This is a genomic window from Bradyrhizobium sp. 76 (genome assembly GCF_023073025.1).
Taxonomy (GTDB): Bacteria; Pseudomonadota; Alphaproteobacteria; order Rhizobiales; family Xanthobacteraceae; genus Bradyrhizobium.
The window spans coordinates 550,733-564,921 of sequence record NZ_JADPIS010000090.1; the positions used below are offsets into that span (position 1 = coordinate 550,733).

11 protein-coding genes are annotated in these 14,189 nt (G+C 65.8%); all 11 read left to right on the plus strand.

Annotation, left to right across the window (positions count from 1 at the left end; translation table 11 throughout):
• Positions 1-35 precede the first annotated feature (35 nt).
• Complete coding sequence (locus IVB48_RS19225; protein ID WP_247401847.1) at positions 36-1,508, plus strand: UDP-N-acetylmuramoyl-L-alanyl-D-glutamate--2,6-diaminopimelate ligase; 1,473 nt, start codon at positions 36-38, stop codon at positions 1,506-1,508.
• Complete coding sequence (murF, locus tag IVB48_RS19230) at positions 1,505-2,884, plus strand: UDP-N-acetylmuramoyl-tripeptide--D-alanyl-D-alanine ligase (protein ID WP_247401850.1); 1,380 nt, start codon at positions 1,505-1,507, stop codon at positions 2,882-2,884. Before IVB48_RS19225 ends, murF begins: the two co-directional genes overlap by 4 nt.
• Before the next feature lie 163 nt (positions 2,885-3,047).
• A complete protein-coding gene (gene mraY / locus IVB48_RS19235; RefSeq protein ID WP_027570700.1) occupies positions 3,048-4,151 on the plus strand; it encodes a phospho-N-acetylmuramoyl-pentapeptide-transferase in 1,104 nt (367 codons plus the stop codon).
• A 7-nt stretch (positions 4,152-4,158) separates the two neighbouring features.
• Positions 4,159-5,559, plus strand: coding sequence for a UDP-N-acetylmuramoyl-L-alanine--D-glutamate ligase (murD, locus tag IVB48_RS19240; RefSeq protein WP_247401852.1), 1,401 nt, complete (start codon positions 4,159-4,161; stop codon positions 5,557-5,559).
• An 87-nt stretch (positions 5,560-5,646) separates the two neighbouring features.
• Positions 5,647-6,798: a putative lipid II flippase FtsW gene (ftsW, locus tag IVB48_RS19245; RefSeq protein ID WP_027570702.1), complete on the plus strand. Its 1,152-nt coding sequence runs from the start codon at positions 5,647-5,649 to the stop codon at positions 6,796-6,798.
• 60 nt (positions 6,799-6,858) lie between these two features.
• Entirely contained in the window at positions 6,859-7,959 is a 1,101-nt protein-coding gene (murG, locus tag IVB48_RS19250; protein WP_247401855.1) for an undecaprenyldiphospho-muramoylpentapeptide beta-N-acetylglucosaminyltransferase, read from the plus strand.
• A 137-nt stretch (positions 7,960-8,096) separates the two neighbouring features.
• Positions 8,097-9,500 carry a UDP-N-acetylmuramate--L-alanine ligase gene (gene murC / locus IVB48_RS19255; protein WP_247401857.1) on the plus strand — a complete coding sequence of 468 codons (1,404 nt, stop codon included), beginning with the start codon at positions 8,097-8,099 and terminating at the stop codon, positions 9,498-9,500.
• Positions 9,501-9,504: 4 nt separating this feature from the next.
• Positions 9,505-10,425: a UDP-N-acetylmuramate dehydrogenase gene (gene murB, locus IVB48_RS19260; protein ID WP_247401859.1), complete on the plus strand. Its 921-nt coding sequence runs from the start codon at positions 9,505-9,507 to the stop codon at positions 10,423-10,425.
• A 22-nt stretch (positions 10,426-10,447) separates the two neighbouring features.
• A complete protein-coding gene (locus IVB48_RS19265; protein ID WP_247401861.1) occupies positions 10,448-11,434 on the plus strand; it encodes a D-alanine--D-alanine ligase in 987 nt (328 codons plus the stop codon).
• Positions 11,435-11,784: 350 nt separating this feature from the next.
• Positions 11,785-12,825: a cell division protein FtsQ/DivIB gene (locus IVB48_RS19270; protein WP_247401863.1), complete on the plus strand. Its 1,041-nt coding sequence runs from the start codon at positions 11,785-11,787 to the stop codon at positions 12,823-12,825.
• Positions 12,822-14,144, plus strand: a complete 1,323-nt coding sequence (gene ftsA / locus IVB48_RS19275; protein ID WP_247401865.1) for a cell division protein FtsA — start codon at positions 12,822-12,824, stop codon at positions 14,142-14,144. Before IVB48_RS19270 ends, ftsA begins: the two co-directional genes overlap by 4 nt.
• The last annotated feature ends 45 nt before the right edge of the window (positions 14,145-14,189 follow it).

Sequence of the window (14,189 nt, forward strand, 5' to 3'; positions counted from 1 at the left end):
TCGGCGATCCGGTCCGGCATGTCGACTGGAAGACCATGAAGCTGCGCGACCTCCTCGGTCAGGACGTTCAGGGCAATGATGCCGCAATCGAGCCCGCCGTCGCGGCGCTCGACGTGAACGGTGTTGCCCTCGACAGCCGCGCGGTCAAGCCGGGCGATCTCTTCTTCGCGCTTGCGGGCAGCAAGACCGACGGTGCGCGCTTCATCGATGCCGCGATTGCCGCAGGCGCGGTCGCGGTCGTCGGCGACCACGCGCCTGATGGCTGCAAGGTGCCGTTCATTGCGGTTGCCAATCCGCGCCGCGCGCTGGCGCTGGCCGCGGCAAGATTTTTTTCCGCGCAACCCGCGACAATTGCGGCGGTGACCGGCACCAGCGGTAAGACCTCGGTCGCAGCATTCACCCGGCAGATCTGGGAGCGGCTCGGGCATGCCTCCGCCAGCATCGGAACCATCGGGCTCGTTTCGCCGAAGCGCACCGTCTATGGCTCGCTGACGACGCCCGATCCGATCGCGCTGCACCGGCAACTCGACGAGATCGCGCGCGAGGGCGTCACGCATCTCGCCTTCGAGGCCTCCTCGCACGGGCTCGATCAGTATCGGCTCGACGGCGTGCGCGTCTCGGCCGGTGGTTTCACCAATCTTTCGCGCGACCACATGGATTATCATCCGACCGTCGCGCATTATCTCGCGGCCAAGCTCAGGCTGTTTCGCGAACTTGTCCCGCCGGGGGGCGCGGCCGTGATTTCCGCCGATCATGATTGCTCGGCGGAGGCGATCAGTGCTGCGAATTCGCGCGGCTTGCGCGTCATGGCGGTCGGTCGCAACGGCGACGGGGCGGGCGAGGGCATTCGTCTCGCCGGTGCGGAGGTCGAAGGGTTTTCGCAAGTGCTCGCGCTCGACCATCGCGGCAAGCGATATGCGGTCCGGCTGCCGCTGGTCGGCGAATTCCAGATCGAGAATGCGCTTGTGTCGGCCGGTCTCGCCATCGGCACCGGCAGCGACGCCGCAGACGTGTTTGCGAGTCTCGAACATCTCGAGGGCGCCAAAGGCCGGTTGGAGCGTGTCGGCGAGCGCAACGGTGCGCCGATCTTCGTCGATTACGCGCACAAGCCCGATGCGCTGGCCAAGGCGCTGCAGGCGCTTCGTCCCTACGCCAGGCGCAGGCTGGTCGTCGTGTTCGGCGCCGGCGGCGACCGCGATGCCGGCAAGCGTCCAATCATGGGCGAGATCGCGGCCGGCAATGCCGACGGAATCATCGTCACCGACGACAATCCGCGCAGCGAGAAGCCGGAGGCCATCCGCGCCGAAATCCTCGCCGCCGCCAAGGGCGCCCGCGAAATCGGCGACCGCGCCGTTGCGATCCGCACCGCGATCGAGGAATTGGAGGATGGCGATGCGCTGCTCATCGCCGGCAAGGGCCACGAGACCGGGCAGATCGTCGGCGGAGAGGTTTTGCCCTTCAGTGATCACGAGGCGGTCGCCGCCACATTAGCGTCGAGGATTGCATGAGCGCGCCCATATGGACGGTGGCCGAAGTGGCGCGCGCGCTGGGCGCTGCCGGATCGTTCCCGGATACGCCGATCGACTTCGTCACCCAGGACAGCCGGCTGGTGAAGCCGGGCAGCCTGTTCGTGGCGCTGAGCGGCACCCCGAGCGGCGGCTTCATCTCGGCCTTCGCCAGCGCGCGTGACGGTTGGGAGTTCGCGGACAAGGCGGAAGCCTCGGGCGCGGTCGCGATGATCGTGCCGCACGAGATCGCGGGCGTCCGCATTCCCCAGATCGTCGTCAAGGACACGCTGATCGACGGTCTCTGGGGTCTAGCGCGCGCGGCACGCGCGCGCTTCAACGGGCCGGTGATCGGGCTCACCGGCAGCGCGGGCAAGACCAGCACCAAGGAATTCCTCGCGGCCTACCCCAATGCCTATGCCAGCCCGTCGAGCTTCAACAATTTCTGGGGCGTGCCGCTGACGCTGTGCAATGCGCGGCCCGATGCCAGTCTCTGGGTCGTCGAAATGGGCATGAACCAGGCCGGCGAGATCGCGCGGCTCAGCGAACTGACGCGGCCGACGGTCGCGCTCGTCGTCAACGTCCAGCCGGTGCATCTGGAGAAGCTTGGCTCGCTCGAGGCCATCCGCCGCGAGAAGGTGTCGATTGCCCTCGGCCTGCCTTCGGAAGGCGTGCTGGTGCTGCCCGCCGGGATCAAGGCGCCGGATTGGAAGGGCAAGGTCATACGCTTCGGCGACAAAGCCGAGGTGCACGAGGTCGCGCACGCGCCACATGGCGACAGCTGGCAGGTCGTGGCCGCGCTTGGCAAGAAGGAGATCGCGTTCAGCCTGACGCCGGGCGCGCCGCACCGCGTTCAGAATGCGCTCGCCGCGCTCGCATCGGTCCGTGCGGCCAACCTCGATGCGGCGACGCTTGCGATCAAGCTCGACCGGGTCGGCATCATGACCGGCCGTGGCGTCGAGCAGGCGGTCGGTGGCGTCACCGTGATCGACGACAGCTTTAACGGCAATCCGGCCAGCGTGGCTGCCGCGCTGCAAAGCCTGCAGGCGCGCAACACGACCGGCGGCCGCCGCATTGCGGTGCTCGGCGACATGCTGGAGCTGGGCGACGGCGCGCCGGCCTATCACACCGATCTCGCCAGGCATCTCGACGGCATCGACGGCGTCTATTGCGTCGGGCCTCTGATGCGTCACCTCTTCGAGGTGCTTCCAGCCGGCAAGGGTCTCGGCTGGCACGACGACCCCGTCACGCTGAAGCCGGGCGAGGTCGCAAATCTGCTGAGGGCAGGCGATGTCGTGGTTGTCAAGGGCAGCAAGAAGATGTTCTGGGTCAACAAGTTTGTGCCGGGCCTAGTGGCCGCCTTGCAGGCAAGGGCGTAAACTGCTTGGAAGGCGCTGTTCCCGAATCCCACCCTTTCCGGCGCGAAGCCGTTCGTTTTCTTAGAGGTCGCCCGACCCCAGGATGAAGACCAGCGAATGCGCGTGAGACAGGTTGACAAGGCCAAGATCAAGGCGCGTGCAAAGGCGCCATAGGACCGTCTGAATGTTTTACTGGCTGATCGAGCTCTCCAACACATTTCCGGGCTTCGGTGCCGTTCGCACCTTCCTGAACGTCTTCCGCTACATCACCTTCCGCACCGGCGGCGCTGTCGTCACCGGCGCGCTGTTCGTGTTCTTGTTCGGCCCCTGGATCATCGACCATTTGCGCATCCGGCAAGGCAAGGGCCAGCCGATCCGGGCCGATGGTCCGCAATCGCATCTCGCCAAGAAGGGCACGCCCACCATGGGCGGGCTGATGATCCTGTCCGGTCTCACGGTCGGCACGGTGCTGTGGGCCAATCCGCTCAACCCCTACGTCTGGATCGTGCTGGCGGTGACGCTCGGTTTCGGCTTCGTCGGCTTCTATGACGATTATCTCAAGGTGACCAAGCAGACCACGACCGGGTTCGGCAGCAAGCTTCGCCTGCTGATCGAGGCGGCGATTGCGCTGGTTGCCTGCTACGCGCTGGTGCGGCTGAACCGCGATCCTGCGTCGACCGCGCTGACGATTCCTTTCCTGAAGGACACCGTGCTGCATTTCGGCTGGTTCTTCGTCGGGTTCGGCGCCTTCGTCATCGTCGGCGCCGGCAATGCGGTGAACCTGACCGACGGTCTCGACGGTCTTGCCATCGTGCCCGTGATGATCGCGACCGCGAGCTTTGCGATGATCGCCTATCTCGCCGGCAACGCGGTGTTCGCCGATTATCTCCAGATCAAATATGTCGCCGGAACCGGCGAGCTCGCCGTGCTCTGCGGCGCGCTGCTGGGCGCCGGTCTCGGCTTCCTCTGGTTCAACGCGCCGCCGGCCTCGATCTTCATGGGCGACACCGGCTCGCTCGCGCTCGGCGGCATGCTGGGGGCGATCGCGGTCGCGGTGAAGCACGAGATCGTGCTCGCGGTGATCGGCGGCCTGTTCGTGCTGGAGGCGGTCTCCGTCATCGTGCAGGTGGTGTCGTTCAAGATGACGGGAAAACGCATCTTCCGGATGGCGCCGATCCATCACCATTTCGAGCAGCTCGGCTGGACCGAGCCGCAGATCGTGATCCGGTTCTGGATCATTTCGGTGATGCTGGCGCTCGCCGGCCTGTCGACGCTGAAGCTGCGGTGAGCGCTCGATGATCCCCGTCACGTCCTTTGCCGGCAAGACGGTCGCGGTATTCGGCCTCGGCGGTTCGGGGCTCGCCTCCTGTCACGCGTTGAAGGCGGGCGGCGCCGAGGTGATCGCCGCCGACGACAATGCCGAGAACGTCGCCAAGGCGGCGCAAGCCGGCTTCATCACGGCTGATTTGCGCAACGTCTCCTGGGCCAATTTCGCCGCGCTGGTGCTCGCGCCCGGCGTTCCCCTGACCCACCCGGTGCCGCATTGGAGCGTGTTGAAGGCGCGCGAGGCAGCTATCGAGGTGATCGGCGACATCGAGCTGTTCTGCCGCGAGCGGCGCCGGCACGCGCCGGATGCGCCGTTCGTCGCCATCACCGGCACCAATGGCAAGTCGACAACGACGGCTTTGATCGCGCATCTGACCAAAGTCGCCGGCTACGACACCCAGATGGGCGGCAATATCGGCACCGCGATCCTGTCGCTGGAGCCGCCGCGCATGGGCCGTGTCCACGTCATCGAGATGTCGTCCTACCAGATCGACCTCACGCCCTCGCTCGATCCCTCCGTCGGCATTCTGCTCAATGTCAGCGAGGACCACATCGATCGTCACGGCACCATCGCGCATTACGCCGCGGTGAAGGAACGCCTCGTTGCCGGCGTGCAGGCCGGCGGCACCGCGATCGTCGGCGTCGACGATGGTTTTTGCCGCGATATCGCCGACCGGCTCGATCGTGCCGGCAAAAATGTGGTGCGCATCTCGGTCAAGAATCCGCTGGCCTCCGGCATCCATGTCGAGCACGGCACCATCGTGCGCACCGCGAGCGGCGCCCGCAGCGAAATCGCAAAGCTCGGCGGCATCGGCTCGCTGCGCGGCCTGCACAACGCGCAGAACGCGGCCTGTGCGGCCGCCGCCGCGCTCGCGATGGGCATCGGCCTCGATATGCTTCAGAACGGCCTGCGCAGCTTTCCCGGCCTTGCGCATCGCATGGAGCAGGTCGGCCGCCGCGGCAACGTGCTGTTCGTCAACGATTCCAAGGGCACCAATGCGGACGCCACCGCGCATGCACTGTCGTCCTTTTCGGACATCTTCTGGATCGCGGGCGGCAAGCCGAAGGCCGGCGGAATAACTGGCCTCACCGGCTACTTCCCGCGCATCCGAAAAGCCTATCTGATCGGCGAGGCCGCGCAGGAATTTTCCGGCACGCTCGGCACGCAGGTGCCGCACGAGATCAGCCAGACCCTCGACGTCGCGGTCGAGCAAGCCGCACGCGATGCGGAGGCGTCGGGCATCACCGACGCGGTGGTCTTGCTGTCACCCGCCTGCGCCTCCTTCGACCAGTACCGCAATTTCGAAATTCGCGGCACCAGGTTCCGCGAGCTGGTGCAGGCGCTGCCGGGTGTGAAGCCGGTGGTGTGAGGCAATTCCAATCATCCGCGATTTCTTAACCTCCCGGTAACCAACCTCGGCGACCAATGGACCGACCTCTGTCCGAAAGCGGCCGCCATGCTCTCCCGTGAAGAACGCACCCCCTTTTCCGAGTGGTGGTGGACCGTCGACAAGCCGCTGATGGGAGCCATCCTGGCGCTGATGCTGACCGGCGTGATCCTGTCGCTGGCAGCGAGCCCGCCGGTTGCGACCCGCATCGGGCTCGATCCCTTCCATTTCTTCAGCCGCCACGTGATGTTCCTGGCGCCGTCCGGCCTGGTGCTGCTCGGGGTGTCCTTTCTGTCGCCGCGGGCGATCCGTCGCTCGGCGCTGATCATCTTCGCGGCCAGCATCGTCCTGATCGTGCTGACGCTCGCGATCGGTCCTGAGGTGAAGGGCTCGCGGCGCTGGATCACGCTGCTCGGCGTCAACATCCAGGCCTCCGAAATCGCAAAGCCGTCGTTCGTGGTCATCGCCGCCTGGCTGTTCGCGGAATCGACCAAGCGGCCGGAGATGCCGGCGACCTCGATGGCGCTCGCGCTGCTCCTGATGCTGGTCTCGCTTCTCGTCATGGAGCCCGACTTCGGCCAGACCATGCTGATCCTGATGGTGTGGGGCTCGTTGTTCTTCATCGCGGGCATGCGGATGATCTGGGTGTTCGGGCTCGCCGGCCTCGGCGCCGCCGGACTGTTCAGCGCCTATCTTTTTGTTCCGCACGTCGCCGGCCGCATCAAGCGCTTCATGAATCCGGCCTCTGGTGACACCTTCCAGGTCGATACCGCCATGGAGGCCTTCTACAATGGCGGCTGGTTCGGGCTCGGACCGGGCGAAGGCATTGCCAAGCGCAGCCTGCCGGACAGCCACACCGACTTCGTGTTCGCGGTTGCCGCCGAAGAGTTCGGCATCATCCTGTGCCTCGCGATGCTGGCACTGTTTGCTTTCGTCGTGATCCGCACGCTGTCGCGTGCCTATGCCAACGAGGACATGTTCTCGCGCTTTGCGGCGTCGGGCCTTGCGATCCTGTTCGGCGTGCAGGCCGCGATCAACATGTCGGTCAATCTCCAGCTCATCCCTGCCAAGGGCATGACGCTGCCCTTCATCTCCTATGGCGGCTCCTCGATCGTGTCGCTGGCCTACGGTGTCGGCATGATGCTGGCGCTGACGCGGCTGCGCCCGCGCACCGAAGTCGAGGCGAGCGGCCACGCCGAGGCGATGCGCAGCTACGCGTAGTTTTTCGTCATTGCGAGCGAAGCTCGCAATGACGGGGGAGACACTGTAAAACTCCCCACCATGGACACCTCCCCCTTGATTCTTCTCGCCGCGGGCGGCACCGGCGGCCATCTGTTTCCGGCCGAGGCGCTCGGCGTCGAGTTGATCCGGCGCGGCTTCCGCGTCCGCCTTGTCACGGACGAGCGCGCGCTGCGCTACAGCGGCCTGTTCACCAAGGACATGATCGACGTCGTCTCGAGCGAGACTGCGCGTGGACGCAATCCGCTGCAGCTGGCCTATGCCGGCCTGACGCTCGCGGCCGGCACGTTGTCCGCCTACAGCCTGATCAAGCGATTGAAGCCGGTCGCTGTCGTCGGCTTCGGTGGCTATCCGACGCTGCCGCCGCTGGTCGCGGCAAAATTCGCGGGCGTGCCCGGCATCATCCATGACGCCAATGCCGTGCTTGGCCGCGCCAACCGGTTCCTGTCGAGCCGCGTCCGCGCCATCGCGACGTCGTTGCCCGGCGTGCTCGACCGTGATCCGGCGCTATCAGGCAAGACCACGACGGTCGGCACGCCGATGCGGCCGGCGATCCTCGCCGCAGCCGGCGTGCCATATGCTGCGCCTGAAGTGAACGGCCCGCTGCGCCTGCTCGTCGTCGGGGGCAGCCAGGGCGCACGCATCATGGCCGACATCGTGCCGGGCGCTATCGAGCGCCTCGAGCCCGCGCTGTGGAGCCGGCTCGTCCTTACCCAGCAGGTGCGCGACGAGGACATGGCGCGCGTGCGTGCGGTCTACGACAGGCTGAAGATCAAGGCCGAGCTTGCGCCGTTTTTCACCGATCTGCCGGCGCGGCTCGCCTCCAACCATCTGGTGGTGTCGCGCTCAGGCGCCGGCACCGTGGCCGAGCTCGCCGCGATCGGGCGGCCCTCGATCCTGGTGCCGCTGCCGGGTGCGATCGACCAGGACCAGTTCGCCAATGCCGGCGTGCTGGCCAAGGTCGACGGTGCGATCCGCATTCCGCAAACCGAGTTTTCCTCCGATCGCCTCGCCGCCGAGATTTCCGCCTTCGCCGCCGAGCCCGCGCGTCTTGCCGCCATGGCGCAGGCCGCCCGTGGCGCCGGCCGGCTCGACGCAGCGGAGCGGCTGGCCGATCTGGTGGCCAAAATCGCGGGAATCTGACGCGAAATCAGCCAGAATTCCTACTTTTGCCGTCATGGCCGGGCTTGTCCCGGCCATCCACGTCTTGCAAGAAGTGGTAAGGATTCGTGGATGCCCGGGACAAGCCCGGGCATGACGAGGGAACTGCGGGATACGCCATGAGACTGCCGCGCGAGATCGGACCCATCCACTTCGTCGGGATCGGCGGGATCGGCATGAGCGGCATCGCCGAGGTGCTGCTCAATCTCGGCTATTCCGTGCAGGGCTCGGACGCCTCCGACAATTACAATCTCGACCGTCTGCGCAAGAACGGCGCGAAGGTCTCGGTCGGCCACAAGGCGGAGAACGTCGACGGTGCCGACGTCGTCGTGGTCTCCACCGCGATCAAGCGTGACAATCCGGAACTGACGGCGGCGCGCGAACGGCGTATCCCGGTGGTGCGCCGCGCCGAGATGCTGGCCGAGCTGATGCGGCTGAAGAGCTGCGTCGCCATCGCCGGCACCCACGGCAAGACCACCACGACTACGATGGTCGCGACGCTGCTCGACGCCGGCGGCCTCGATCCCACCGTCATCAACGGGGGCATCATCAACGCCTATGGCTCGAATGCGCGTCTCGGTGCGGGTGACTGGATGGTGGTCGAAGCCGACGAGAGCGACGGCACGTTCCTGAAGCTGCCGACCGAAGTCGCGATCGTCACCAATGTCGATCCCGAGCATCTCGATCACTTCAAGACCTTCGAGGCGGTGCAAGACGCGTTCCGAAACTTCGTCGAGAACCTGCCGTTCTATGGCTTCGCCGTGATGTGCATCGATCATCCCGTGGTGCAGACTCTTGTCGGCAAGATCGAGGATCGGCGCATCATCACCTATGGCGAGAATCCGCAGGCCGATGTGCGCTTCGTCGACCTGGCCCCGATGGGCGGCGGATCGAAGTTCAAGGTTGCGTTCCGCGATCGCAAGACGGGCGCCGTGCACGAGATCTCCGATCTCATGCTGCCGATGCCGGGACGCCACAATGCCTCCAACGCGACGGCCGCGATTGCGGTCGCGCGCGAGCTCGGCGTGTCGGACGAGGCAATCCGCAAGGCGATCGCCGGCTTCGGCGGTGTCAAGCGCCGCTTCACCAAGACCGGCGAGTGGAACGGCCTTACCGTCATCGACGATTACGGCCATCATCCGGTCGAGATCGCGGCGGTGCTGAAGGCGGCGCGGGAATCCACCAACGGCAAGATCGTCGCGGTCGTGCAGCCGCATCGCTATACCCGCCTGCAGTCGCTGTTCGAGGAATTCTGCACCTGTTTCAACGACGCGGATGCGGTGATCGTCGCCGAGGTCTATGCCGCGGGCGAGACGCCGATCGAGGGTATCGACCGCGACCATTTCGCCGCCGGCCTGCGCGCCCACGGCCACCGCGAAGTGATCCCGCTGCCGGCGGCGTCCGATCTCGCCGGCATCGTCAAGGGCGTGGCGAAGTCGGGCGATCTCGTCGTGTGCCTGGGCGCCGGCAACATCACGCAATGGGCGTATGCCTTGCCGGATGAATTGAAGGCGCTGGGGTAGGGCAGTGAGCTTCCCCGACATCACACCCGACCTCAAAGCCGCGATGCCGGATCTTCGCGGCCGGCTGCTGGCGAACCAGTCGCTCGCCGAGCTCACCTGGTTTCGTGTCGGTGGTCCCGCGCAGGTGTTGTTCACGCCGGCGGACGAGGACGATCTCGCTTATTTCCTCGCGCATCTCGCAAGCGACATTCCCGTCTATGTCGTCGGTGTCGGCTCCAACCTGATCGTGCGCGACGGCGGCATTGCGGGCGTGGTGGTTCGTCTGGCGCCGCGCGCTTTTGGCGAGGCGAGCGCGAGCGGCGATGTCGTCACCGCGGGCGCGGCCGCGCTCGACAAGCGCGTAGCGGAAGTCGCCGCGGGCGCGAACATCGGCGGGCTCGAATTCTACTTCGGCATTCCCGGCACGATCGGCGGCGCGCTGCGCATGAACGCGGGCGCCAACGGCGGCGAGACCAGGGACGTGTTGATCGAGGCGCGAGGCGTCGGGCGCGACGGCAAGAAGCACGTCTTCTCCAATGCCGACATGAAGTTCGTCTACCGAAACAGCGGCGTCGATCCCTCGATCATCTTCACCTCCGCGCGTTTCCGTGGCGAGATCAGGGATGCCGACGCAATCCGCGCGCGCATGGCGGAAGTGCAGACCCATCGCGAGACCGCGCAGCCGATCCGCGAAAAGACCGGCGGCTCGACCTTCAAGAACCCGCCCGGCCATTCCGCCTGGAAGCTGGTCGATGCCGCCGGCTGCCGCGGCCTGCGCGTCGGCGGTGCAGAGGTCTCCGAGATGCACTGCAATTTCCTGATCAACACGGGCAATGCCACCGCGCACGACATCGAGATGCTGGGCGAGACCGTTCGTGAACGGGTGAGGACGAATTCCGGAATTGAGCTACACTGGGAAATCAAGCGGATCGGAATTCCCGGCTAATTTGGACAAGCGACGAGAGAACATGCGCATCACCATCCTCTTCGGCGGCTCCAACCGCGAACGTCTGGTTTCGGTCGCCTCAGCCCAGGCGCTGCATCAGGCGCTGCCCGAGGCCGATCTCTGGTGGTGGGACGTCGAGGACAAGGTGCATGTCGTGCAGTCCAGACAGCTGCTCGAACATGCCCGCCCGTTCGAGGACGAGTTCAAGCCGGGCACGTCAGGCATTCCGTTGGAGCAGGCGCTCGACCAGGCCAGGGCGGAGAACCGGGTGCTGGTGCTCGGCCTGCACGGCGGGCGCGCCGAGAACGGCGAATTGCAGGTGATGTGCGAGGCGCGCGGCGTGCCGTTCACCGGATCGGGCTCGGCCTCCTCGCACCTCGCGTTCGACAAGTTCGCGGCCAAGCATTTCGCCGCGCTCGGCGGCGTGACGCCGCCGGCCAACATTGCGCTGGACCAGATCGACGAGGCCTTCGCCGAATACGGCCGGCTGATCGCAAAGCCCGCCAGGGATGGCTCGAGCTACGGTCTGATCTTCGTCAACGCCAAGCAGGATCTGGTCGCCGTCCGCAATGCGGCCAAGCACGAAGAGTACGTGATCGAGCCCTACATCGCCGGCGTTGAGGCGACCTGCGGCGTACTGGAGCGGCCGGATGGCTCGATCATCTCGCTGCCGCCGATCGAGATCATCCCGGGCGAGGGCAGTTTCGACTACGCGGCGAAATATCTTTTGAAGTCGACCGAGGAGATCTGTCCAGGCCGCTTCACGGCGGAGATCACCGCCGCACTGAAGCAGCAGGCGATGCTGGCGCACCGGGCGATGTCCTGTACCGGCTATTCGCGTTCGGACTTCATCGTCTCGGACAAGGGGCTGGTCTATCTCGAAACCAACACGCTGCCCGGCCTGACCAAGTCCTCGCTCTACCCCAAGGCGCTGAAGGCCGAGGGCATCGCGTTCGTCGAGTTCCTGCGCGGCCTGGTCGAGCTCGCCGTGGCCGGTGTCCGAAAATAATTAGGACTGGTTAACGGCCGAACTGGCGAAACGGCCGGTTTTGGAACCCAAAACCGGTAAAATGCCGGATATTGCGGCATAAATGCCTCACAGGCCTGGGCAAAACGCTCACGTCGTTAACGAACTTTACCTTTTGTTTACCAGGACGTCCGAAGGTTAACGCTGGCGGCGCATATGACGCTTTGGCTGCCGGCGCGTGGACCGTTGCGGGTGTTGTCACTCCCAGCGAACGCTCTGAAGGGGAGAGGTTTTCTTCTGCTGAAGACCAGCACCCGGCCCGGCAAGTCCGAGACGTCATGTTCGCCAGGACCCGCGCGATGTCGCGGGCAAACTGTTGACGAGCTCGTGCAATGGATGGAGCAGGAAGCCTCACTCGGTCGCTTTTCAGATCGCTGAGGCCCCAAGCTGACCTGAAGGCGGCCGCTATTGGAGCGGTCGTGCTTCTGCGCGAGTGGGTGCAGGACAAGCGTCTGGAACGAGTTCACGGCGCGCGTGCTGCGGCCAACGAAAAGATTAAAACCAAAGCCCGGGCCAAAGCCATCATCGAGCGCGAGCCGACGCCGCGGTTGGTCGCGCTGGTCGAGCGCTATCTGCCGCGCCGGGTCGGGATCAGCATGACGGTGCTGCTCCTGATCGGAAGCTGCGGCTTCGGTGTCGTCAAGGGCGGCCATCTCCAGGATTTCATCACGGCGGTCAACGACACCCGCAACGCGCTGGCCAATTCCGCCGGCTTCCGCATCACCTCCGTCGTGATCAACGGCCGCAAGCAGCTCAGCCAGGACGAGATCCTCGCGATCGGCGGCGTCAGCGGCCGATCCTCGCTGCTGTTCCTCGACGCCGACGCCGTGCGCGACAAGCTCAAGGCCAATCCCTGGATCGCGGACGCGACCGTGCTGAAGCTCTATCCGGGCCAGCTCATGATCGAGCTCACCGAGCGCAAGGCGTTCGCGCTGTGGCAGGAGGCCGGCCGGCTCTCCGTCATCGCCGACGACGGCGCCGTGCTCGAACCCTATGTCTCGCGCCGGTTCCTGTCGCTGCCGCTCGTGGTCGGTAAGGGCGCCGATACGCAGGCCCGCGATTTCCTCGCTTTGCTGGCGCGCTATCCGCAGGTCAATTCCATCACCAAGGCCGCGATCTTCGTCGGGGAGCGGCGCTGGAACCTGAGGCTCAAGGATGGCCTCGACATCCGCCTGCCCGAGCAGGACGTCGGTAACGCGCTTGCGATGCTGTCCAGGCTCGACAAGGAGGACCGGCTGTTCTCCCGCGACATCGTCGCGGTCGACCTGCGCCTGCCCGATCGGCTGGTGGTGCAGCTGTCCGAGGACGCTGCCAAGGCGCGCGACGATTTGTTCAAGGACAAGAAGAAGAAAAAGGCCGGGGACGCTGCATGACCGGTCTTGATCGCACCCAGACACCGAAGACACGCCCGATGCCGCACAAGCGCGGCGGCCTCGTCGCCTGCCTCGACATCGGCACCAGCAAGATCGCCTGCATGATCGCGCGGCTGAAGCCGTCGGCGCCGAGCGAAGCCCTGCGCGACCGGACCCATGCGGTGGAGCTGATCGGCTACAGCCAGATCCAGTCCCGCGGCATGAAGGCCGGCGCCGTGATTGATCTCGGCGAATGCGAGCAGGCGGTACGACAGGCCGTCGGGCTTGCGGAGAAAATGGCCAAGGTGCGGGTCGAGTCCGTGCTGCTGTCGGTCTCCGGCGGCCGGCTCTCCGGTCAGCTGGTCGAAGCTGCGGCCGACATCCGGGGCGGCGCCGTGACACCGGCCGATGTCAGCCGCGTCACCTCCACCGGCATGCGCCACGCCACCGGCGAAGGCCGCACCGTGCTGCACGCGCTGCCGGTCGGCTACACGCTTGACGGCGTCAAAGGGATCCGCGACCCGCGCGGCATGGTCGCGCATCAGTTCGGCATCGACATGAACGTCGTCACCTGCGACGCCACGGTGGCGCGGAACCTGATGCTGGCGGTCGAACGCTGCCACATCAACGTCGAAGCCATGGCAGCAAGCCCCTATGTGGCTGGCCTGTCGGTGCTGACCGACGACGAGGCCGATCTCGGCGCTGCCGTGGTCGAGATGGGCGCGGGCACCACCACGATCGCGGTCTTATCCGGCGGTCGCTTCGTGCATGCCGCCGGTTTTGCGGTCGGCGGGCAACACATCACGATGGATCTGGCGCGCGGACTCTCCGCGACCATTGCCGATGCCGAGCGAATCAAGACGTTATACGGGACCGTCATCACCGGCGGATCGGACTCGCGTGAGCTGATGTCTGTACCGACAGCCGGTGACGAGCAGGATCTGCCGCAGATCGTCTCCCGCGCTACCATCGCCAACATCGTCAAGCATCGTGCCGAGGAAGTCTTCGAAATGGTTCGGGACAAGCTGAAGGATTCGCCCTTCGCCTCGGAGCCCAACGGCCGTGTCGTGCTCTCGGGCGGGGCGTCGCAGCTCACCGGTCTGGTCGAGCTCGGAACGCAGATTCTCGGCCGGCCCGTGCGGGTCGGACGTCCGCTCGGTTTCGGCCGGCTGCCCAACGAGGCGAAGAACGCCGCCTTCGCGGTGCCGGCCGGACTGCTCGTCTACCCGCAATATGTTCATCACGAACATGTCGAACCGCGGCATACGCGGCAGCAGGTCAGGACGGGGACCGGCGGGTATTTCGGAAAGGTCGGACGATGGCTACGCGAGGGCTTCTGATGACTCCTTCCCGCAATATTCGATTTTCACCAACTCCCGCGGCCG